The sequence below is a fragment of the Novosphingobium sp. genome, from assembly GCF_039595395.1.
Lineage (GTDB): Bacteria > Pseudomonadota > Alphaproteobacteria > Sphingomonadales > Sphingomonadaceae > Novosphingobium.
The window spans coordinates 859,130-879,479 of sequence record NZ_JBCNLP010000006.1; the positions used below are offsets into that span (position 1 = coordinate 859,130).

The window sequence follows — 20,350 nt, forward strand, 5'->3', positions numbered from 1 at the left end:
GCCCCTTCATCACAAGATATCCTCGGTGACAGGGGTCTTGATCGCATGATGGCGCGGGATCGAGGCGGGCATGGTTTCTACCGCCTGGATCATCATCCGCATCAGGCCCGAGCGGCGCTGTTCGCTGCGACAGACGAAATAGTTGGTGAGCAGCGCCGGATCGGGCTGGGCATCGGGCGCGATGGCGCAAAGGCGCGTATCGGGCGGGCATTCGCTGGCGAAGAACAGGCTGACGCCCAGACCCAGCGCCACGGCTTCGCGGATGGTTTCGCGGCTGTGCAGCTCGATCTTGCGGGCGGGCACGATATCATGGGCGTTGAGCAGGCTTTCCATCGCCCCGCGCGTCTTCGAGGATATCTCGCGCACCAACAGGCATTCTTCGGCAAGGCGGGCGAGGGGGAAGCTTTCTGCCCCAGCCAAAGGGTGTCCGCTGGCCACCACCACCGCCAGAGCATCGACGAACAGGGGCCGGTAAAACAGCCGCGGATCGACCTGCGGATCGCTGATGATCCCCACATCGGCGCGCGCATCCAGCAGATGGGCCAAAGTGTTGCGCGAATTGTCGATCTGCACCTCCACCTCGATGCCGGTCTCCATCTGCATGATGGTCTGGGCGAGGCGCGCGGCATGGACCGGCGAGTCCGAGATCAGGCGGATGCGCTGTCCTTCGGCATTCACCTTTTCATCGAGCAGCGTTTCGATCTCTTCGGCGGTGGCGAACATGCGGCGGGTGAGTTGTAACAATTCCTCCCCGATCGGCGTCAATTGCAGCGGGCGGCGGCGACCTTCGAACAGTTGGGCGCGATGCCGCGTCTCCAAGGCCTTGATTTGCTGCGAAAGCGTCGGCTGGGAGATGTTGAGCCTGCGCGCCGCGCGGCTGAAGCTGCCTTCGCTGGCGACGGCATGAAAGGCACGCAGATGCTGATGATTGACGGCCCCCATGACACTATTCCACTGTGATTATTATGTATTTTTTACAGCCCGAATGTGACAGGGCGGTGACCGATCCGCCGCAGCGCAACATTTTATAGATCAGACCTATAAAAGCCTTAGCCGATATATATTGGCCGACCGTCCGCCCTTTTGACAAACACGCGCCCAACACGGCGGCCGCCCCAAGGGACGGGGGCGCCGCCCTGCATAGCGACAATTTTCCGTCATCCATGAGGGCACCATGACCATCCGTTCAAACCTGCTCAAATCCGGGCTTATGCTGTCTTGCGCGGGCCTCGCGCTGACAGGCACGCAGGCCTATGCCGATGAGGCACCCGCTCCTGCCGCCGAAAGCGCGCCGGTTCCCGAAGCCACGGGCGATATCGTCGTCACCGCGACCCGCCGCAACGAGTCGATCCAGTCGGTGCCGATGACGCTTCAGGCGCTGTCAGGCGCCTCGCTCTCGCAGCTCAATGTGAACAATTTCAGCGATCTGCTGAAGTTCACCCCCAATGTCACCTTCTCCAGCAACGGTCCGGGGCAGGGCGCGATCTTCATGCGCGGCCTCTCGACGGGCTTTGCGGGTGGGCAGTCCTCGGGCACGATCGCGCCTTTCCCCAACGTCGCGCTCTATCTCGACGATCAGTCGATGCAGTTCCCGGCGCGTAACGCCGACGTCTATATGGCCGATATCGAGCGGGTCGAAGTGCTCGAAGGCCCGCAGGGCACGCTGTTCGGCGGTGGCGCTCAGGCGGGCGCGGTGCGCTACATCACCGCCAAGCCCAAGCTGGACCGCTGGGAAGCCCATATCGAGGGCAGCTTCGGCGGCACGGCGGGCGGCGCCCCCAATGCCTCGGGTCAGGCGGTGATCAACATCCCCGTCATCAAGGACAAGCTGGCCGTGCGCGCGCTGATCTACAGCGACCATCAGGGCGGCTATATCGACAACGTGCCCAGCACCTTCACCCGCCGCGCCACCGATGCGGGCAGCGTGAACTATGGCTTCATCCCCAGCGCGACCAATCAGTCGAACGGCGGGGTCTACAACAATTACGCTCTGGCCAGGCATGACTTCAACCCGGTCGACTACACCGGCGGCCGCGTCGAGGCCCTGTGGGACATCGCGCCCGACTGGAACCTGCTGGTCACCGAGAGCTATCAGCATCTCAACGCACAGGGTTCGTCCAGCACCTTCCCGGTGGGCAGCGACTTCCAGCCGCTGGGCAGCCTGCAGACCACCACTTTCGTGCCGCAGTGGAACACCGACACCTATTGGAACACCGCCTGGACGCTGAACGGCAAGATCGCCGACTGGAAAGTGGTCTACACCGGCGCCTATATGACGCGCCACATCTCCAACCAGCAGGACTATTCGAACTATTCGCGCACCGGCGGCGGCATGTATTACCAGTGCAGCGGCGCGGCCACCGGCTGGGGCAAGGGACAGACCTTCTGCTACTCGCCGGTCGCCTATTGGAACGACACGATGCGCAACACGCATCACAGCGAGGAAATCCGCTTCCAGAGCCCCGAGAACAAGCGCATCCGCGTGATCGGCGGCGCCTATTGGGAAAAGTTCGGCATCCAGGACGTGATGCGCTTCAACTACAAGTCGATCCCCAGTTGTACCCAGGATCTGATCGCCGCCAATGGGGTCTGCTCGGGCGCGGTATCGACGGCGCCGGGCAGCACCGCCAACCAGCCGGGGCTTGAGCCGGGCAACACCGCTTTCGGCGAGGATACGCAGCGCGGCTATGACCAGCTGGCCTTCTTCGGATCGGCCGACATCGACATTCTGCACAATCTGACGGTGACCGGCGGCACGCGCTATTACCGTTACAAGGAGTATGAGGTCGGTTCGCAGTTCGGCACGGTGCCCGGCGCCTGCTATCAGACCCTCTCCTGCGGCACGGCGGGGCAGGTCAACATCGATGCGGCCAATGACCACATCACCTATCACGGCTTCAAGAGCAAGGCGGAGATCGCCTGGAAACCGCGCGAGCACACGCTGGTCTATGCGCTGTTCAGCCAGGGCTTCCGCCCCGGCGGCTTCAACCGTTCGAGCAGCCTGGTGCTGCCCGACCAGAACGGCACGCCGCAGCTCAAGCGCCCCAACGGCTATCAGCCCGATACGCTGACCAACTGGGAAATGGGCCTGAAGACCGATCTGCTCAACCACAAGGTGCAGTTCAATCTCTCGGCCTATTACATGGTCTGGAACAATGCGATCATCAACTTCTTCAACCCGGCGGGCGGCTTTGGCAACACCAGCTTTGCCACCAACGGCCCCAGCTACCATGTGAAGGGCGCCGAACTTCAGGTCTCGGCGCGGCCGATGGCGGGCCTTTCGGTGCAGATGGGCGGCACCTATAATGACAGCAAACAGTCGTCCTCGCCCTGTCTGGTGGCCAACAATCCGGCCTCGGTGAACAATGGTCAGTGCATCACCAGCTATTACCCCAAGGGTGTGCAGCAACCCGTGCAGAGCCCCTTCGGCTCCATCGGCAGCACCACGCCCTATAGCCCGAAGGTGCAGGGCAACATCCGTGGCCGTTACGAATGGGCCGGGCGCGGGGATTACAACTGGTTCGTGGGCGCGGGAGTCTCCTACAACGGGCCGATGTGGAACCAGCCGTCCACCTATCCTTCGGGCGATGGCGTCTCGGTGCCGGGCACGACCCTGCTGCGTTACCACATGAAGGGCTATGCGCTGCTCGACGCGAATTTCGGCTTCAAGCACAACAACTGGACCATGTCGGTCTTTGGCCAGAACCTGACCAACACCCATGCCTCCACCTTCACCTCCTCGGCGCAGTTCATCAAATCGGAACTGCCGCTGCGGCCGATGACCTATGGCATCAAGTTCGCCATTGATCTTTGATGTCTCTTTGATCTGTCACGATACTGTCATGGGCGGGGCGGCAGACGCCTTGCCCATGACATCGTCCTTGCTCACGGAACGCCCCATGCCGCTCACCCCCGAAACCCTGCCCGACGCCGAGCTGAGCCGGCTGCGCGGCGCGCAAGGGGCCGGGCAGCATGCGGCGGTCGTCCGCGATGCCGCGAATTTGCTGAAACGCTGGGCCGATCACCGCGACCTGCTGCTGATCCACGCCATCAGCCTGCGTTTTCTGGGCCGGATCGAGGAGGCGCTGGCGCAGCTCGAACGTCTGGCCGCTCACCATCCGCGCTACAGCCTGCTGCATCAGGAGCGCGGGCTGTGCCATATCGCCCGCCGCGATGCCCCCGCCGCCATCGAGGCGCTGCTGACAGCCGTGGGCATCAACCCGGCCTTGCCGCATGGCTGGAAGATGCTCTCGGGCGTCTATCGCCTGACAGGTGACATGGAGAATGCGCTGAAAGCCGAGGCGCATGTCCACACGTTGCGCGCGCTGCCCGAGGCGGTGGTGGAGGCGACGTCGCTTTTTTCAGACGGCGATCTGGACGAGGCCGAGGTGCTGACCCGCCGCTTCCTGCTCACCCAGGGCGACCATCCCGAGGCGATGCGCCTGCTGGCCAAGATCGGCGTGGCGCATGATGTGCTCGACGATGCCGAGGTGCTTTATGCCGGGGTGCTGACCCTGGCCCCCGATCATCATGCGGCCCGGCAGGAGTATGTCGAGACGCTGATCGCCCGGCACAAATATCCCGAGGCACGGGAAGCGCTGGCGCCGCTGCGCGCGCAGGCCGCCGCCGATCTCAAACGGCTGGACGCCACCATCGCCGTGGGGCTGGGCCATCATGAGGAGGCCATCGCGCTCTATCACGCGATCCTGGCCGATCTGCCCGCCGAGCCGGGGGATGATGGTGAATTGCGCCTCTATCTGGCCGATCTGCATCTGTGGCTGGGCCATGCGCTCAAGACCTTGGGCCGCCTGCCCGAGGCGATTGCCGCCTACACCCATGCCGCCGCGCTGCGTCCCGATTTCGGCGATGCATGGTGGAGTCTGGCCAATCTGAAAACCTATCGCTTCACCCCGCAGGCGGTGGAGACCATGCGCGGCGCCGAGGCGGCCCCCGCCACCGGCGACGCCGACCGGGTGCATCTCAACTTCGCGCTGGGCAAGGCGCTGGAGGATGCCGGCGAGTCCGAAGCCTCATGGCAGCATTACGCGCGCGGCAATGCGCTGCAGCGCGAGGTTAGCGGGTATCGCCCGGAAATCCTCGAAACCAACACGCGCCTGCAGAAAGAGGTCTGCACCAGCGCCTTCTTCACCGCGCGCGAGGGCTGGGGTTGCGCTGCGCCAGACCCGATCTTCGTGCTGGGCCTGCCGCGTTCCGGCTCGACGCTGATCGAGCAGATCCTCGCCAGCCATCCGCAGATCGAGGGCACGCAGGAACTGCCCGATATCCAGCGCATGGTGCTGGAGCTGCAAGGCCGCGACCATGATTTCGACGCTCCGCGCTATCCCGGTTCTTTGGCCGATCTCACGCCGCTGCAATGCCGGGCGCTGGGTGAGCGCTATCTGGCCGAAACACAGGCGCAGCGGAGTTTGGGCCGCCCTTTCTTCATCGACAAGATGCCCAACAATTTCCGCCATATCGGGCTGATCCATCTGATCCTGCCCAATGCGAAAATCATCGATACGCGCCGCGACCCGATGTCCTGCTGCTTCTCCAACCTCAAGCAGTTGTTCGCACAAGGGCAGGAGTTCACCTATTCGCAGGAAGACATCGCCCGCTATTACCGCACCTATCTGGAGCTGATGCGTCATTGGGATAGCGCTCTGCCGGGCCGCGTGCTGCGCGTGCTGCATGAGGATGTGATCGAGGATCTCGAAACCCAGGTCCGCCGCCTGCTCGATTATTGCGGCCTGCCGTTTGACGAGGCCTGCCTCAACTTCCACCAGAATCGCCGCGCCGTCCGCACGCCCTCGAGCGAGCAGGTCCGCCGCCCGATCTTCCGCGACGGTATGGACCAGTGGCGGGCTTTTGAACCCTATTTGGATGATTTGAAAACGCACCTCGGCAGTGCCCTGACCGACTGGCGCACATAAGGAGACGGCATGGCTTATGATCTGGCGGTGGTGGGCGGCGGCATTCTGGGGCTGGCCCATGCCTATGTTGCGGCACGCGAAGGCCTGAAGGTGGTGCTGATCGAGCGTGATGGCGCGGCCAGCGGCGCCTCGATCCGCAATTTCGGCTTTATCACCGTCACGGGTCAGGAGCGCGGCACAAGCTGGCAACTGGCCCGCCGCACCCGCGATATCTGGGCCGATCTGGCGCCCCGCGCTGCCATCCCCATCGAGCATGAAGGCCTCTACCTCACCGCCCGCTCGCCCGAGGCCATCGCGGTGATCGAGGCCTTTCTGAAAACCGAGATGGGCGAGGGCTGCAGCCTGCTCGATGCTGCAACATTCCGTGCAGCATCGGGCGGCATGGGCGGGGCGGATCTGATGGGTGCGCTGCACAGCCCGCACGAAATCCGCGTCGAATCCCGCTTCGCCATCCCCCGCATCACCGCCTTCCTCGCCGAGCAGATGGGCGTGACGGTGATGACGAAAACGGCGGTGCATGAGGTCGCCCCGCCGCGCCTCACCACCTCGCGCGGGGTGGTTGAGGCGGGCCAGGTAGTGGTCTGCCCGGGTGATGATTTCAACACGCTCTACCCGGAGCGGATCGCGGCCTATGGCTTGACCCGCTGCCGCCTTTCGATGCTGCGGCTCGCCAATCCGGGCGTCAGGCTGCCCGGCGCGATCATGTCCGATCTGGGGCTGTTGCGCTATCGCGGCTATGGCGCGCTGCCCGAAGCGCGCGTTCTGGAGGCCCGTCTACGCGGCGAAGTGCCGCGCCTTTTCGACAATGGCGTCCATCTGATCGTGGCGCAGGGCACCGATGGCAGCCTGATCGTGGGGGACAGCCACCATTACGCCGACGTGCCACCGCCCTTCGCCCCCGCCAGCGCCGAGGAGGATATCCTTCAGGAATATGCCACCGCTTTGGGCGGCCCTGTGCCCCCGGTGATCGAGCGCTGGACTGGCACCTATGCCGTCGCGCCGGACCGGACCTTCCTGATCGATACGCCGCAAGAGAATGTGCGGCTGGTGATCGTCACCAGCGGCACGGGTGCCTCCACCGGTTTTGGCATTGCCGAAAAGGTGCTGGCCGATCTGGCGGGCCTCAAGCTGGGAGTTGCCGCATGACCGCGTCGTCCTTTCCCATCAAGGCCGTGATCTTCGACTGGGCGGGCACGATGATCGATTTCGGCTGCATGGCCCCGGTCGAGGCGCTGATCTCGGTCTTCGCCCGCGAGGGCCTTGTGCTCACCGATGCCGAGGCCCGCGCCGATATGGGCAAGGCCAAGCTCGACCATTTGCGCGCCATTCTGGCCAAGCCCGAAATGGCTGCGCGCTGGCAGGCGGCGCGCGGCCATCTGCCCGATGAAGGTGATGTGCAGGCGCTTTACGCCAGACTGGAACCGGCGATGCAGGCCGCCGCAGCCGCCTCCGCCACGCTGATCCCCGGCGTTGTGGAAACCGTTAAGGCCCTGCGCCAGTTGGGCATCCGCATCGGCTCGGGCACCGGTTACACGCGTGAGATGATGGCGCCGATCCTGCCCCTGGCTGCTGCGCAAGGTTACGCGCCCGAGGTGGTGATCTGCGCCGGAGAGACCCCCAGCGGCAGGCCCGCTCCGCTGATGACATGGGCGGCTCTGATCGCGCTTGACGCCTGGCCCGCCCGCCATTGCATCAAGGTGGACGATGCGCCCGTCGGCATCGTCGAAGGCCGCGAGGCCGGGTGCTGGACTGTGGGGCTGGCTGGCTCCGGCAATGGTATGGGGCTGAGCCACGCAGATTATCGCGGCTTGCCCGAAGCGCAGCGCCAGGCGCGCTGCGAAGCCTCTGCACAAGTGCTGCGTGATGCCGGGGCTGATTATGTGATTGAAGATGTCAGCCAGTTGATGCCGGTGGTCCATGCCATCGCCGGGCGGCTGGCTAAGGAAAAGCCCCAGGGGTAAGCAGTGCCGACACGAAAAACGATACGGCGCGTATGAGCAGAGGCCGTTAAGGAGGTGCTCCTCAAGGCGTGCGGCTGATGTCCGCTTCCCCTAACTTTTCTGCCATGGAGTGTTCTTGACGCTGGCCCTGTAAGCGGACTGACCGGGATCAGGGAATGCAATGACAGGTAAGTTGGGGGGGAAGGACGTTCCTAGCGAGCACCCAGCAGATCCATACGCACCTTGGTCAAGATAAGTCCCAGTAAGTTTTCTCCCCGCCAGACCATCGGCGCATGTCCGGCGGGATGGTCGATGTCTCGACCATTTCCCCAAACCCAATCGCGAGGATTTGCCTCGACCAGCAGCCCATCTCCCGTGTTACGAAGCTGCCTTTGCGCACCTTCATTCTGAGAGAATTTCGCAAAATTGCCCCGATAGACAATATCGATTTTCCATTGATCCCAACGGCCCTGGTCAAAACCTTTGACCTGCTGGCCCAAGCGCTTTTGGACCGCTGGATCGACTTCGCAAGCTATCTGCCCAGCCACATCATGATCATCGAACAACAGCGCCTTGGCGTACATCATCCATTGCTCGGCGGTTACGAAGTGCCTCCCTTCGAGCAAAAAGGGCGTGCGATGCCACTGGCTGAAGACGCCTTTGATAAAGGGATAAAACTCTGAAAAGCGCGAAGGATCAGGCAGGTCTGCCTTGGCCAATGATGGCGTTAAATACGGATCAGAAACCTGCATTCGCCCAATATGAACGCTGAGCTTAAGGTCCGCAACATCATCGTCTCCGGTCAGGCGGCTTTTTCCCAGATTCAGCGTAAAAGAGCCCTCGACGGGCCGCGGATTCCCATGAATAGAAGGCGGCTTACGACGAACTGACTCATGGGCCTGAAGGACTGCTTTGTCAGCGGCTCCCGGCAGGATGGTCAGCGGCAACGAAGCGGCAGGTCTCGACCCAAACTATGCCGTTCGCATATACTATCGTCAAAGACCGGTTCTGCCAGGAGCGGCCGCTTGAGCCTCGTGAAGCTACCAGACGGCTGCCACTGACAAACCAGCCATTCCAGGGCTTCAATCTGGTCGTCGAAAGCTGCCGTAGGCTCATGGGGCTGGAAATGGCCGGTCGCTGCGCGACTCTTCTACCTGCAGCGCCAACCATGTCCTTGAGACAGCTCAGTCCGCCTTCAGGTTTGTCCGGAAAAATGAGCCCGCTTGGCACATGGGATAAGCTTATGGATCGAATGGGATGAACCGAGGCATTCCTACGTAATTTCAATGCCAACCCGATAAAAGTGCTCTCGAAGCCATATGCAGATGCCTGATAGATGGATGGCCACATCGGAGTGTGGCTATGTTCGACGAAGGTTGGAAGTCAGGCTTGAGGACCTCGCCGGGGCGCCACCTGTGCGCGCTGGACGCCAGTAACGGCGTGCCTGCTACCCAGGCCTTCCATGACACCCAGCGACCCTTTCGACGGGCAGCCTTCACATCCCCAAAACGGTCTGGGCGAGTGGTGAAAGCCAGGTGCCGCGAGCCGCATCGAATGCTGCAGGAGCAAACGCCGCCACGCGATCAAACAGCGCCTGACTCATCGACTTAATAGATCCGCACCTCAGGCGCGCTAACGCTGGTGGTATCCACCGACAAACCACGGCCCACCACGCCCTCAGGCAAACCTGATCCTTCCCCCCTGAACGGAGAACCGCAAAATGGCCACCATGGCCCTTGATCCCGTAACCGCGAATGAAGCTGCCCAGGCCTATGACGCCGTGGGCGAAACCTATCTGCGCTATGCCGATGGCGACCTTCGCGCGCTCTTCGAGTTTTCAAGCCGCTATAGCTTTGCCGATCGCGAGATCTGGCGGCGGATCGACGCCAAACTCGTCGCCATTCGATCGTCGGGCCGCACCAGCATCCGGATTCTCGATGCGGGCTGCGGTCCGGGTACATGGCTTAAGCGCTGCGCACTGCGCGCAAGAGCCCTTGGTTTTCTCGAAATCGACGGGTTGGGCTTCGATATTTCCCCCGCGATGATCGACCTTGCCGCCAAGGAACTGGCGCAGGCGAATGATCCGGCGGTCAACCTTGAAGTGATCGTTGCCGATATTGCCGAAGCCTCGTTGCCCAAGGGTCATATCGATATCGTCCTGTGTCTTTACGGAGTCCTCAACCACCTTCCCGTTGCCCAGCATCAGGCCGTAGCCGCAAGGTTGGCGGGCGCCGGCGACACGCTCTTCGTGACGGTACGGACCGTGGGCAGCCTGCCCTCGATCTTCGTCGCCGGGATCGAGCAGGCCCGCAATTTCCGGCAAGACAACGTGGAAGACCGGCTGGAGATCGACCTGCTCGACGGACGCCATCTCGAATTTCCGTCCCATCTTTTCACCGCTGACGAGTTTGCCGCGCTGTTCGCCGCGCATGGGCACATCGAGGAGCGGGCGGGCCTCGACCTCTTTCACGGACGCTTCGCTCCCGATCACCGCTGGAACCCGAAGGACATGGCGGACACCGCCTTTCACGCCGGCCTCGAACGGCTGGAGCATCTGTGCGCGAGCGACCCATGCTTCATCGACAGGGCTGCCCATGTCCTGCTGCAGGTTGGAAGGAGAGCAGAATGACCAAACGTGACCTCCGGCATCGCCTGACAGGCGTTGCTGTCCTGCTCTTTGGGGCCGGCGGAAGCACGCTGCTGCATCGCCAGGTCTGGGAAGCCCATGCCAAGGGTCCGGCATCAGCACTTGAAGGTGCTCTGGGGCTGTTAACCTTCGCGCTTGGCAGCCTCGGGCTGCTCCTGGTGATCAACGGCGCCCGTTTACGCGACGGTTGGAAGCGCGACTGTGATCGCGCCATGCGACGCCGCACCCGGCACATCAGGCCCAGACCTCGCACGAACCAGAGCGAAACACACCATCCCTTCATCGCTGCGGCAGCCATGGACCCCATGCATTATGCCGGTGGCCGGGCCGCGCTGGCGGCCTTCCTCGTCATGCGCGCGCATCAGGCCGCACTTGATGTGAGAGCGGCCAACGTTGCAGCCAAGCAAGAGCCGAAATCTCCCGGCCGTTGAAGCATCGGGGACAGGTTCCGGGCTCCAAACGCCGTGGTAATGGCAAACCGCAAGGGCCTCGAACCGGTGACAATGACCATCGCCATCAAGCACCCGGTCGCTCCAAAGCGGCCGGGTGATGCGTTTGATGCCTGCTGCAAGGACGCAACAGCGCAGAGAATGGGAAGGAATGCGTCATGCCGGTCGTAGCGGCCTGTTTGTATCGGAACGGAGAGCGTCTGCGCGGGGTGACGATCGAGGAGCGGATCCATTGTCCGGACGATCGCAGCCAATTTGTCTGGATCGGCATGTGCGATCCAACCGCACAGGAAATGCAGCAGCTGCACCTTCACTATGACCTCCACCCTGTTTCGGTCGAGGATGCGCTCAAGGCGAACCAGCTGCCAAAGGTCGATGTCTATGGCGACCAACTGTTCGTCATGGCCCGCACAGCCGCCACGATCCGGTAAGACATCGCGGTAGATACGCCATTCTTTGACCTCGAAATCCAACTCATAATTGCCTGCGGTCAGTGCCCCGGCGGCAATCGAGCTGACTGCTCCGTCCATGAAATCGAGGTTGCCTATACCCGCAATAATCGAAATCAGCTGCCGCACCTGACCAGCGAAAGCTAAATTGGGAACAACGAACAATGGGTAATCTTATGCCCTTGCTTCAGCGGTAAAAAGGTGGAGCCCATCTGTTTCAGCTTCTATTTCTTCGCTAGCTCAAGCTCGATCAGTCCAAGAGTTCCGCCTGTATCGAAGACAAAGCGAAACGGCCCTTGAGAGCCTATGGTGCAATCAACCACCACCCGCGAGTCCGTCAGGGTGAAGGGAATGCGATAGGGCGCTGTGGCTACCCGTGCGATCCCAGACATGGCAGCAGTTGTCCCGCCCCAGCAAGAAAGACCCGACGATCAACCGGCATATTCCAACCCCAATCACACAGCGCAACAGGGAGCTTCTGCCTCCCTGCCGGCTGTGATGATGCCAAATCAATAATATTACGAATGATTATTCTCAGGAATCGCTATTCCGGCGATAAAAATCCAATGTCGTCGCCTGAATGCTTCTAGCCGGATTTGCGGTGCATTCGCCTTTGATATTCTGGAAAAGATCAACAGTGCTTCTGATTGTCGTTCGCGTTTGAACCCCGGATGACGGCAACGCCGACCAAAAACCCGCCAGCCAGAATCTTGTGGAAGATGCATTTTGGTCATCAAATGCTACTGAACAAACATGCTCTCCACCCAGCGTAATGCTGTCGCTCAACAACGGCTGCGTGGTGGAAGCAGATGTCTGCGCCAAGAGCAATGCTGCTATTATCAAGATAAGCCTCACAATTCCGAGATGAACGCAGTGGCTCAAGATGCATATTAATTGTGACAACTCAAGGTGCGATTCTTTACAAATTTTCTTTGATTTTAAGTTCCATATGGAAGAGGGTGGCGTAGTTCAGCTAGAGCGAGTGCCTGATATTCCGCATGCCGCAGTAGGCCCGCATCAGTGACAAAATCGGAAGATTTACAGATATGCTGATGTTGGCTGCAGCCCTCATGGCTGACCCACTTCTCGGGTCCAATCGGACATCTGTAATTTGCGACATTAGTCGAACTGAGATCAGAGATGCGCTTCAGGGCAATCGTGATCCGCAATTTGAGCTTTACCTCGACCTTGGCTGCCCAGCGATGACATCATGCCCTGCACTTCAACAGGAGAAGGCCGGCGGGATCGGCCTGGCAGACGATGATGCATGGGCACGGGCAAACGTGCATGCTCCCAAACCTGGCATAAAGGTAAAGGAAGCCAAGATTTTTTCTGTTGGTGCTCCGCAATTCTCATCTGATATACAAAGCGCGACTGTTAAGGTGAGCTATACTTGCACAGGCATGTGCGGTGGGGGATGGACGTCCCGCTATGTCCGAACTTCTAGGGGATGGCGCCGGGATGGTTACGTCGGGCCGATCTACGTTTCGTAAAGACTAGAGAGCAGTCGATGCCCAACATGCTGCGTATGCGATAGGAACTGTGCTTCGGTCTTTTTTTACCAAAAGCAAAAGAAACCGGCTGTCACCGCCACTGAACGGACGGCAGCTTATAGCGGCCCAGCCGGGCCCCCTGTACGTCGGCTTTGTCAGCCAAGGGGCTGAAAGGCCAGGCCTTGGCTGTCGCCAGATTGGTCGTGCTTCAGGTGTATCAGTGCTGCCTATGTCGATCCTAAAAATGATTATTATACTTTGGTGGTTTGCGATGGCTTAAGGGCGGCAAAACACTGTAAGGGAGAGAGACGTGCCGAAAGCCTTATTCCATCGGATCGGGTATATGCTCGTTCTGACCCTGTTGGGGACCTCGCCCGCCATGGCGCAGCGTGAGCCGCAGCAGGGAATGCCCGCGATGGTGCCTGCTCCCGCGCCGGCGGAGCCCGATGCGATACCGCTTTACGGCAAGACGACCATGGGTAGCGCGGCCAGCGAAATCTGGTCGAAGGCTGGCGGTGTGGATTATACCGTGCGCAACGTCACCCGGCCTACGTTGACCCCCGTGCTGCCCGATCCGGCCAAAGCAACGGGCGCGGCTGTGGTGGTGGCGCCGGGCGGCGCGTTCATGCTGCTGGCGATGGATCATGAAGGCTGGGGGGTGGCGCGGGCGCTGGCGGACAGGGGAATCGCTGCCTTCGTGCTGAAATACCGTCTGTTGCCCACCCCGCGCGATGAAAGTGAAGCCGGCAACTACATGATGCGCACAATGATGGCAGGGCTGACCGATCCGACCAAGCCGCCGAGCCTGACCAATCCTGATGCCGCGACCGATGGGCGTGAGGCGATCAAGCTGGTGCGGGCCAACGCGGCGCGCTGGGGCGTTGATCCCTCCCGGGTAGGGATGATCGGCTTTTCCGCCGGGGCGATGACGGCCCTGCAGACTGTGCTGACAGCGGGGCCTCAAGAGAAGCCTGCCTTTTTCGGCTATATCTATGGGCCGCAGGCGCGGGTCGATGTCCCCGCGGATGCTCCGCCGATGTTTGATGCGCTGGCGCTTGATGATCCACTGTTTCCCTCTCAGGGCTTCCCGATCGCACAGGGCTGGCTGGCCGCGAAGCGGCCGGTCGAGATCCATGGATATCAGAAGGGGAGCCATGGCTTCGGCCTGGGCGTGCCCGGTACGACCACAACACTGGTGATGGATGAGTTTATTGCTTGGCTGACAATGCACGGGTTCCTCACAAGACGGTGAGGTTGTGGTGTTGGTGTTAGGAATGGCACCTTACGAACCCAGAAATGAGTCAGCCGACAATCGTTCATTGTGGGATCGCAGGTGGCGTGAAGGCTGACACAATCTCTAGCAGATCGTGCCAGCCCCGGCGCATTATCGCTTGTGGATCGCCGTCACTTCGCCGACGCTGCCCTTGATTGTGATATCGAAATCGACCTTGTCCCCCACGGCGACGGCATCGGTGACACCTGGAGCCGCTTTGAAGCCCATCGTCATGGCAGGCCATTTCGCTTCGGGGATGGCGTCATGCGAGAGCGTGATCATACTGGCGGTCTTGTCGATCGCGGTCACGATCCCGTGGCCTTTGGCCTCAATGGCTGCCGCTGCCGAGGGCTCCATTGCCATGGCGCCCGGCATGCTGCTGGTGGCAGAAACAGGCTGGCTGCTGTCCTTAGATGCCGGTGCCTCGGCTTTCTTGTCGCAGGCAGCGGTCAGAGCGGCGAGGCCGAGCGCAATGGTCAATCGAAGGTAGGTCATGGTTTTCTCCTTGCTTTAAACGGGTTGGGTTCTGGATTTTGCCCGCCGTTGCCGAAGCAGCAGATAGGCGGCGGGCAGGACGAACATCGACAGCAGCGGCGCGGTCATCATGCCGCCGACCATCGGCGCGGCGATGCGGCTCATCACCTCCGACCCTGCCCCTGATCCCAGCAGGATCGGCAGCAGGCCGGCCAGGATCACCGCCACCGTCATGGCCTTGGGGCGCACGCGCAGCACCGCGCCTTCGCGGACGGCGGCCTGAACCTCGCCCTGGGCAGGATCGCCGTCGTGCTCCTCCAGCGCATTCTTCAGGTAGATCAGCATCACCACGCCGAACTCGGCCGCGACGCCGGCCAGCGCGATGAAGCCGACCCCGGTGGCCACCGACAGGTTGAAGCCCAGCAGATAGAGCAGCCAGATGCCGCCGGTCAGGGCGAAGGGCAGTGTTCCCATGATCAGCGCGGCCTCGTCGAAGCGCCCGAAGGTCAGGTAGAGCAGCACGAAGATGATCAGCAGCGTGGCCGGCACCACCAGCTTCAGCCGGGCGGTGGCCCGCTCCAGGTATTCGAACTGGCCGGAGTAGGCGATGCTGACGCCGGGCGAGAGCCTGACATCCTTCGCCACCGCATGCTGCAGGTCACCGACCACCGAGCGCCAGGTCGCGCCCGCGCACGTCGATGTAGACCCAGCCGGAAGGCCGGGCGTTCTCGCTCTTGAGCATGGGCGGGCCGTCGGTGATCGCAATGTTCGCGACGGTCCCAAGCGTGATCTGCTGCCCCGAGGGCGTCAGGACCGGCAAGGCCTGCAGGCCTTCAAGACTGTCGCGCAACTCGCGCGGATAGCGCACGCTGATCGGGTAGCGGGCCAGGCCCTCGACCGTCTCGCCGATCGTCTCGCCGCCCACCGCGCCGGAGACGATGGCCTGCACATCGGCGATGTTCAGGCCGTAGCGGGCCGCCGCCGCGCGGTCGATGTCGACGTCGATGTAGCGCCCGCCGGTCAGCCGCTCGGCCAGCGCCGAGCTGACGCCGGGAATGCGCTTGGCCACTGTTTCGACATCATGGGCGATGCGATCGAGCTCGGCGGGATCGGCGCCGGATACCTTGACGCCGATCGGGCTCTTGATGCCGGTGGCCAGCATGTCGATGCGGTTGCGGATCGGCGGCACCCAGACGTTGGCCAGGCCGGGCACCCTGACCGTCGCGGTCGAGCTCCTCGACCAGCTTGTCCGGCGTCATGCCCGGCCGCCATTGGTCGCGCGGCTTGAACTGGATGGTGGTCTCGAACATCTCCAGCGGCGCCGGATCGGTGGCGGTTTCGGCGCGGCCGGCCTTGCCGAAGACGCTCTCGACCTCGGGCACGGTCTTGATCAGGCGGTCGGTCTGCTGCAGCAGCTCGGAGGCCTTGGCCGCCGAGAGGCCGGGCAAGGCCGAGGGCATGTAGAGCAGGTCGCCCTCGTCGAGCGGGGGCAGGAACTCGCCGCCCAGCCGGGCGAGCGGCCATGCCGTGGTGGCGAAGATCAGCGCCGCGATCAGCAACACCTGCTTGGGGCGCTGCAAGGTCCAGTCGATGGCTGGGCGGTACAGGCCGGTCAGCCAGCGGTTGAGCGGGTTGGCCTGTTCTGCAGGAATGCTTGCCCGCGGATCAGGTAGCCCATCAGCACCGGCACCAGGGTCACCGACAGCCCGGCCGCGGCCGCCATGGCGTAGGTCTTGGTGAAGGCCAGCGGGGCGAACAGCCGGCCTTCCTGCCCTTCCAGCGTGAAGACCGGAATGAAGGACAGGGTGATGATCAGCAGGCTGAAGAACAGCGCGGGGCCGACCTCGGCGGCGGCCTCGGTGATCACGCGCCAGCGGGTTTCGCCCGTGAGAGGCTGGTCCGGGTGGTCGTGCTCCCACGCCTCGATCTGCTTGTGGGCGTTCTCGATCATGACCACGGCGGCATCGACCATGGCGCCGATGGCGATGGCGATCCCGCCCAGCGACATGATGTTGGCGTTGACGCCCTGGATGACGCATGACGATGAAGGCCGCAAGCACGCCCAGCGGCAGCGAGATGATCGCCACCAGCGCCGAGCGCACGTGCCAGAGGAACAGCCCGCAGACCAGCGCGACGACGATGAACTCCTCGATCAGCTTGTGACTCAGGTTGTCGACCGCGCGATCGATCAGCTGGGAGCGGTCGTAGGTGGTCACGACCTCGACGCCGGCAGGCAGGCTCTTCTTCAGCGTGGCCAGCTTGTCCTTCACCGCCGCGATGGTCTCGCGCGCGTTCTTGCCCGAGCGCAGGATCACCACGCCGCCCGCGACCTCGCCCTGGCCGTTCAGTTCGGCGATGCCGCGCCGCATCTCCGGGCCGATCTGGATCGTGGCCACATCGCCAAGGCGGATCGGCACGCCGCCTGATCCGGTTCTCAGCGGAATGGCGCGAAAATCATCGAGTGTCTGCAGATAGCCCGAGGCGCGGACCATGTATTCGGCCTCGGCCATTTCCAGCACCGAGCCGCCGGCCTCCTGATTGGCCTGCTGGATCGCCTGCACCGCCTGACTATGCGTCACCCCATAGGCGGCCAGCTTCACCGGATCGAGCAGCACCTGGTACTGCTTGACCATGCCGCCGATGCTGGCGACCTCGGCCACGTCCGGCACGGTCTTCAGCTCGAACTTCAGGAACCAGTCCTGAAGGCTGCGCAGTTGCGACAGATCGTGGCGGCCTGCGGTCGACCAGCGCATACTCGTAGACCCAGCCCACGCCGGTGGCGTCCGGGCCCAAAGCGCTGCGCGCGCCCGGCGGAAGGCGTCCCTGCACCTGGTTGAGGTACTCGAGCACGCGCGAGCGCGCCCAGTACAGATCGGTGCCGTCCTCGAACAGCACGTAGACGAAGCTGTCGCCGAAGAAGGAGTAGCCGCGCACCGTCTTGGCGCCGGGCACCGACAGCATGGTGGTGGTCAGCGGATAGGTGACCTGGTTCTCGACAATCTGGGGCGCCTGGCCGGGATAGGAGGTGCGGATGATCACCTGCACGTCGGACAGATCGGGCAGGGCATCGATGGCGGTGGAGCGTACCGCCCAGACCCCGGCGCCGATCAGCGCCAGCATGCCGATCAGAACGAAGAAGCGGTTCCGGACCGACCAGCGGATGAGATGCGCGATCATTGGCCCGTCATCCCGCTCATAGCCGGCAAGGTAGAGGTGATCGGGCGCGCCTGCATGCCGGACAGGCTGGCTTCGGAATCGAGGAGGAACTGTCCCGATGCGACGACCTTTTCGCCTTCCGACAGGCCGGCGAGAATCTGGGTTTCGTCACCGGCTTCTCGGCCCGTCTGAACTTCCGCCGGGCGATAGCGGCCCTGATCGAGGGCCAGCATCACCAGCGTCCGTTTGCCGGTTCGGATGAGCGCCTCCGTTGGCACCAGCAAGGCCGGTTGGCGGTTGCCCTGAAGCGACACCGTCGCGAACATGCCGGGGCGAAGGCGCCCGCCCCGATTGGGCAGTTCGATGCGCACGGTCAGCGTTCGGCTGTCGGCCTGGGTTTCGGGCAGGATGGCAGTGATCCGGCCCGACAGGGTCTCGCCAGGGAAGGCTGCCAGTGTGGCCTGCACGGGCTGCCCAGGCTTCAGGGGCGCCGCGATGGCTTCGGGAACGGCAGCGTTGAGCCAGACGGTGCCAAGACCATTGATCTCGGCAAGGGTCTGACCTGTCGCCATGGTCATGCCTGCGCGGACATTGAGGGTCTTGATCACGCCACTGGTCGAGGTGGAGATGGTGATGGTGTTATGAGGCCGCCCGCTTCGCTCGACCCCTGCGATCATGCCCGATGGCATGCCCAGCAGCATGAGGCGCTGCCGTGCGGCATCGATGAGCGCCTTGTTGCCCGTGCGGCGAACAGCGAGGAATTCAGCCTGTGCGCCCCCCCATTCCGGCACCAGAAGGTCGGCCATCGGAGCACCGGCGCCGATCACATCACCGGGCGCGCGAGCATAGACCCGCTGGACGAAGCCGGCAGCCCGCGTCTGAACAACCGCGACATCGCGCTGGTTGAAATCGATCGTTCCGGTGGCGGTCAGATCGCTCGCCATCTCTCCGCGCCGGACAGCGACAGTGCGCAGCCCCAGCCTCTGGGATGCTGCCGGATCGATCCGGATGCCGGGCGCATCGTCGCCGCCCGCTTCGCCATATTTGGGGACCAGTTGCATGTCCATGAAGGGAGATTTGCCGGGCTTGTCGAAGTGCTGGTCCGGCTTCATCGGATCATACCAGTAAAGCGGCTTGTGGTCCGAAGCGGATGCCTGAGCCGGGGTGGGCATCGCCGCGTCGTGGTTCGTCCAGCGTGCAAGGCCGTAGCCGCCGCTGCCTGCGATCACCGTGATGGCGAGGCCCGCATAGACGAGGCGAGGGCGCGGCGGAGAGGTGTCTTTGGTCATCGCTCGTCGCTCCGATAGGTCAGGGTCAGCCGGGCGCCATCGGTGGCGACCAGGGCTTCGCGGTCGAGGGTGGTGAGGGTTGTGTCGGCAAGGGCAGCATAGGCATCGGCGATATCGACGAGGCTCGCGCGCCCGGCGGCATAGCTTGCCGTCTCCAGCTTGACCCGCTGCTGTGCGAGCGGCTGAAGCGTGTCACGCGCGCGCAGCCATTGCTCATGATGCATCAGGTGATCGGCCAGATCGGCGTCGAGATCGGCTTCGAGAGCGCGCCTCGCTGCCTCGCGTTCGGCAATGACCTTTCCGGCAGTGGCCTGAGCCGCGGCAATGCTCGCGTTCTGGCGGTGACGGGTGAAGAAGGGCAGGCTGACCGTGACGCCCGCCGAAACATAGTCGCCAAAGCGGGGATCACGGCGTTGGTAAGCCAGATTGACGCCGAAGTCCGAGCGTCGGCCTGCGTCAGCCAAGCGGACATCGGCATCGGCCTGCCCTGCCTGGGCATCGATCATGCGGATGGCAGGATGGCGATCGAGACCGGCACGCAGCGCTGATGGGGTGATCTCGAAATCCGGGACTGTGCCTGCAATCTCGGGCGTCGGATCGGCGGTCCAGCGTGTCAGCATCGCGCGGGCCCTGGCCTCATTTGCAACAAGCTCGCTGCGGCGATCCGCCAGGGCGGCGATGGCCTGCTGTCCGGCAAGGGTCTGTGCCGGGCGTGTGCCTCCCGAAACGACCGCTCCCTGGGTTGTGCCGACCACGCGTTCTAGGGCGGAGAGCAGGTCGTCGAGCGCGGCCACGCGGCGCTGGGCATAGGCCAGGTTGATCCAGGCCAGTGCCGTGCCGACCTCGACAGAGCGAGCTTCCACGGCGGTGTCGGCTTCGGCGGCCTTGATGTCGCTCTCGGCTCGCGCCTGCTGGGCATGGCGTTTGGCGAGATTGGGAATGTCCTGGGAAACCCCGACACGCGCCATCGTGAAATCATCACGCTGGGGCTCGAACGCGAGCGGGCCCGAGATCGGAAAGCTCTCGACGCTGGCGCCCAGAGTTGGATCGGGCAGCGCCCCGGCAGCACCTCGCGCCGAACGCGCGGCTTCGACGCCGAGTGATTTGGCGTGAATGGAAGGTGCCTCAGTCTCGGCCTTGCGCAGCGCGGCCTCGAAGGTGAGCGGCCCGGCGAATGCAGCCGGGGGCATTGCCGCGATGAGCGGCAAGCAAAGATACCATCGCATGGAAATCTCCTGATCGCAGGATCA

Annotated in this window: 14 protein-coding genes and 1 pseudogene; 8 read left to right on the forward strand and 7 right to left on the reverse strand. The window is 63.0% G+C overall.

Features of this window, described 5'->3' with window-relative positions; translation table 11 throughout:
- Positions 1-9: 9 nt before the first annotated feature.
- Positions 10-942, reverse strand: a complete 933-nt coding sequence (locus ABDW49_RS23760; RefSeq protein ID WP_343615825.1) for a LysR substrate-binding domain-containing protein — start codon at positions 940-942, stop codon at positions 10-12.
- 232 nt (positions 943-1,174) lie between these two features.
- Here ABDW49_RS23760 and ABDW49_RS23765 point away from each other — a divergent pair, with 232 nt between their 5' ends.
- The 4 genes from ABDW49_RS23765 to phnX all read left to right on the forward strand — a co-directional run bounded on the left by ABDW49_RS23765 (position 1,175) and on the right by phnX (position 7,891).
- Entirely contained in the window at positions 1,175-3,814 is a 2,640-nt protein-coding gene (locus ABDW49_RS23765) for a TonB-dependent receptor (protein ID WP_343615827.1), read from the forward strand.
- Positions 3,815-3,899: 85 nt separating this feature from the next.
- Entirely contained in the window at positions 3,900-5,930 is a 2,031-nt protein-coding gene (locus tag ABDW49_RS23770; RefSeq protein ID WP_343615829.1) for a sulfotransferase, read from the forward strand.
- 9 nt (positions 5,931-5,939) lie between these two features.
- Positions 5,940-7,076 (forward strand): TIGR03364 family FAD-dependent oxidoreductase, encoded by a 1,137-nt coding sequence (locus tag ABDW49_RS23775; protein WP_343615831.1) that lies wholly within the window; start codon positions 5,940-5,942, stop codon positions 7,074-7,076.
- A complete protein-coding gene (gene phnX, locus ABDW49_RS23780; protein ID WP_343615833.1) occupies positions 7,073-7,891 on the forward strand; it encodes a phosphonoacetaldehyde hydrolase in 819 nt (272 codons plus the stop codon). The genes ABDW49_RS23775 and phnX overlap by 4 nt, the downstream gene beginning before the upstream one ends.
- A gap of 191 nt (positions 7,892-8,082) precedes the next feature.
- Here phnX and ABDW49_RS23785 read toward each other — a convergent pair whose 3' ends face one another.
- Positions 8,083-8,817, reverse strand: coding sequence for an NADAR family protein (locus tag ABDW49_RS23785; RefSeq protein WP_343615835.1), 735 nt, complete (start codon positions 8,815-8,817; stop codon positions 8,083-8,085).
- Positions 8,818-9,590: 773 nt separating this feature from the next.
- Between ABDW49_RS23785 and ABDW49_RS23790 the strand changes: the two genes are divergently transcribed.
- The 3 genes from ABDW49_RS23790 to ABDW49_RS23800 all read left to right on the forward strand — a co-directional run bounded on the left by ABDW49_RS23790 (position 9,591) and on the right by ABDW49_RS23800 (position 11,397).
- Positions 9,591-10,499: a class I SAM-dependent methyltransferase gene (locus ABDW49_RS23790; RefSeq protein WP_343615836.1), complete on the forward strand. Its 909-nt coding sequence runs from the start codon at positions 9,591-9,593 to the stop codon at positions 10,497-10,499.
- Entirely contained in the window at positions 10,496-10,948 is a 453-nt protein-coding gene (locus ABDW49_RS23795) for a hypothetical protein (RefSeq protein WP_343615838.1), read from the forward strand. The genes ABDW49_RS23790 and ABDW49_RS23795 overlap by 4 nt, the downstream gene beginning before the upstream one ends.
- Positions 10,949-11,124: 176 nt before the next feature.
- Positions 11,125-11,397, forward strand: coding sequence for a CorA family divalent cation transporter (locus ABDW49_RS23800; protein ID WP_343615841.1), 273 nt, complete (start codon positions 11,125-11,127; stop codon positions 11,395-11,397).
- A gap of 552 nt (positions 11,398-11,949) precedes the next feature.
- On the opposite strand, the gene ABDW49_RS23805 is transcribed toward ABDW49_RS23800, so the two are convergent.
- Complete coding sequence (locus ABDW49_RS23805) at positions 11,950-12,201, reverse strand: hypothetical protein (RefSeq protein WP_343615843.1); 252 nt, start codon at positions 12,199-12,201, stop codon at positions 11,950-11,952.
- Between the two features lie 1,050 nt (positions 12,202-13,251).
- On the opposite strand from ABDW49_RS23805, the gene ABDW49_RS23810 reads away from it, so the two are divergent.
- On the forward strand, positions 13,252-14,160 hold the full coding sequence (locus tag ABDW49_RS23810; protein ID WP_343615844.1) for an alpha/beta hydrolase: 909 nt from the start codon (positions 13,252-13,254) through the stop codon (positions 14,158-14,160).
- Positions 14,161-14,292: 132 nt separating this feature from the next.
- Here ABDW49_RS23810 and ABDW49_RS23815 read toward each other — a convergent pair whose 3' ends face one another.
- The 4 genes and pseudogenes from ABDW49_RS23815 to ABDW49_RS23830 all read right to left on the reverse strand — a co-directional run bounded on the left by ABDW49_RS23815 (position 14,293) and on the right by ABDW49_RS23830 (position 20,326).
- Positions 14,293-14,676 (reverse strand): copper-binding protein, encoded by a 384-nt coding sequence (locus ABDW49_RS23815; protein ID WP_343615845.1) that lies wholly within the window; start codon positions 14,674-14,676, stop codon positions 14,293-14,295.
- A 15-nt stretch (positions 14,677-14,691) separates the two neighbouring features.
- Positions 14,692-17,832: pseudogene (locus ABDW49_RS23820) on the reverse strand (efflux RND transporter permease subunit).
- Complete coding sequence (locus ABDW49_RS23825) at positions 17,829-19,100, reverse strand: efflux RND transporter periplasmic adaptor subunit (RefSeq protein ID WP_343615847.1); 1,272 nt, start codon at positions 19,098-19,100, stop codon at positions 17,829-17,831. Before ABDW49_RS23825 ends, ABDW49_RS23820 begins: the two are co-directional and overlap by 4 nt.
- A complete protein-coding gene (locus ABDW49_RS23830) occupies positions 19,097-20,326 on the reverse strand; it encodes a TolC family protein (RefSeq protein ID WP_343615849.1) in 1,230 nt (409 codons plus the stop codon). The genes ABDW49_RS23825 and ABDW49_RS23830 overlap by 4 nt, the downstream gene beginning before the upstream one ends.
- Positions 20,327-20,350 lie beyond the last annotated feature (24 nt).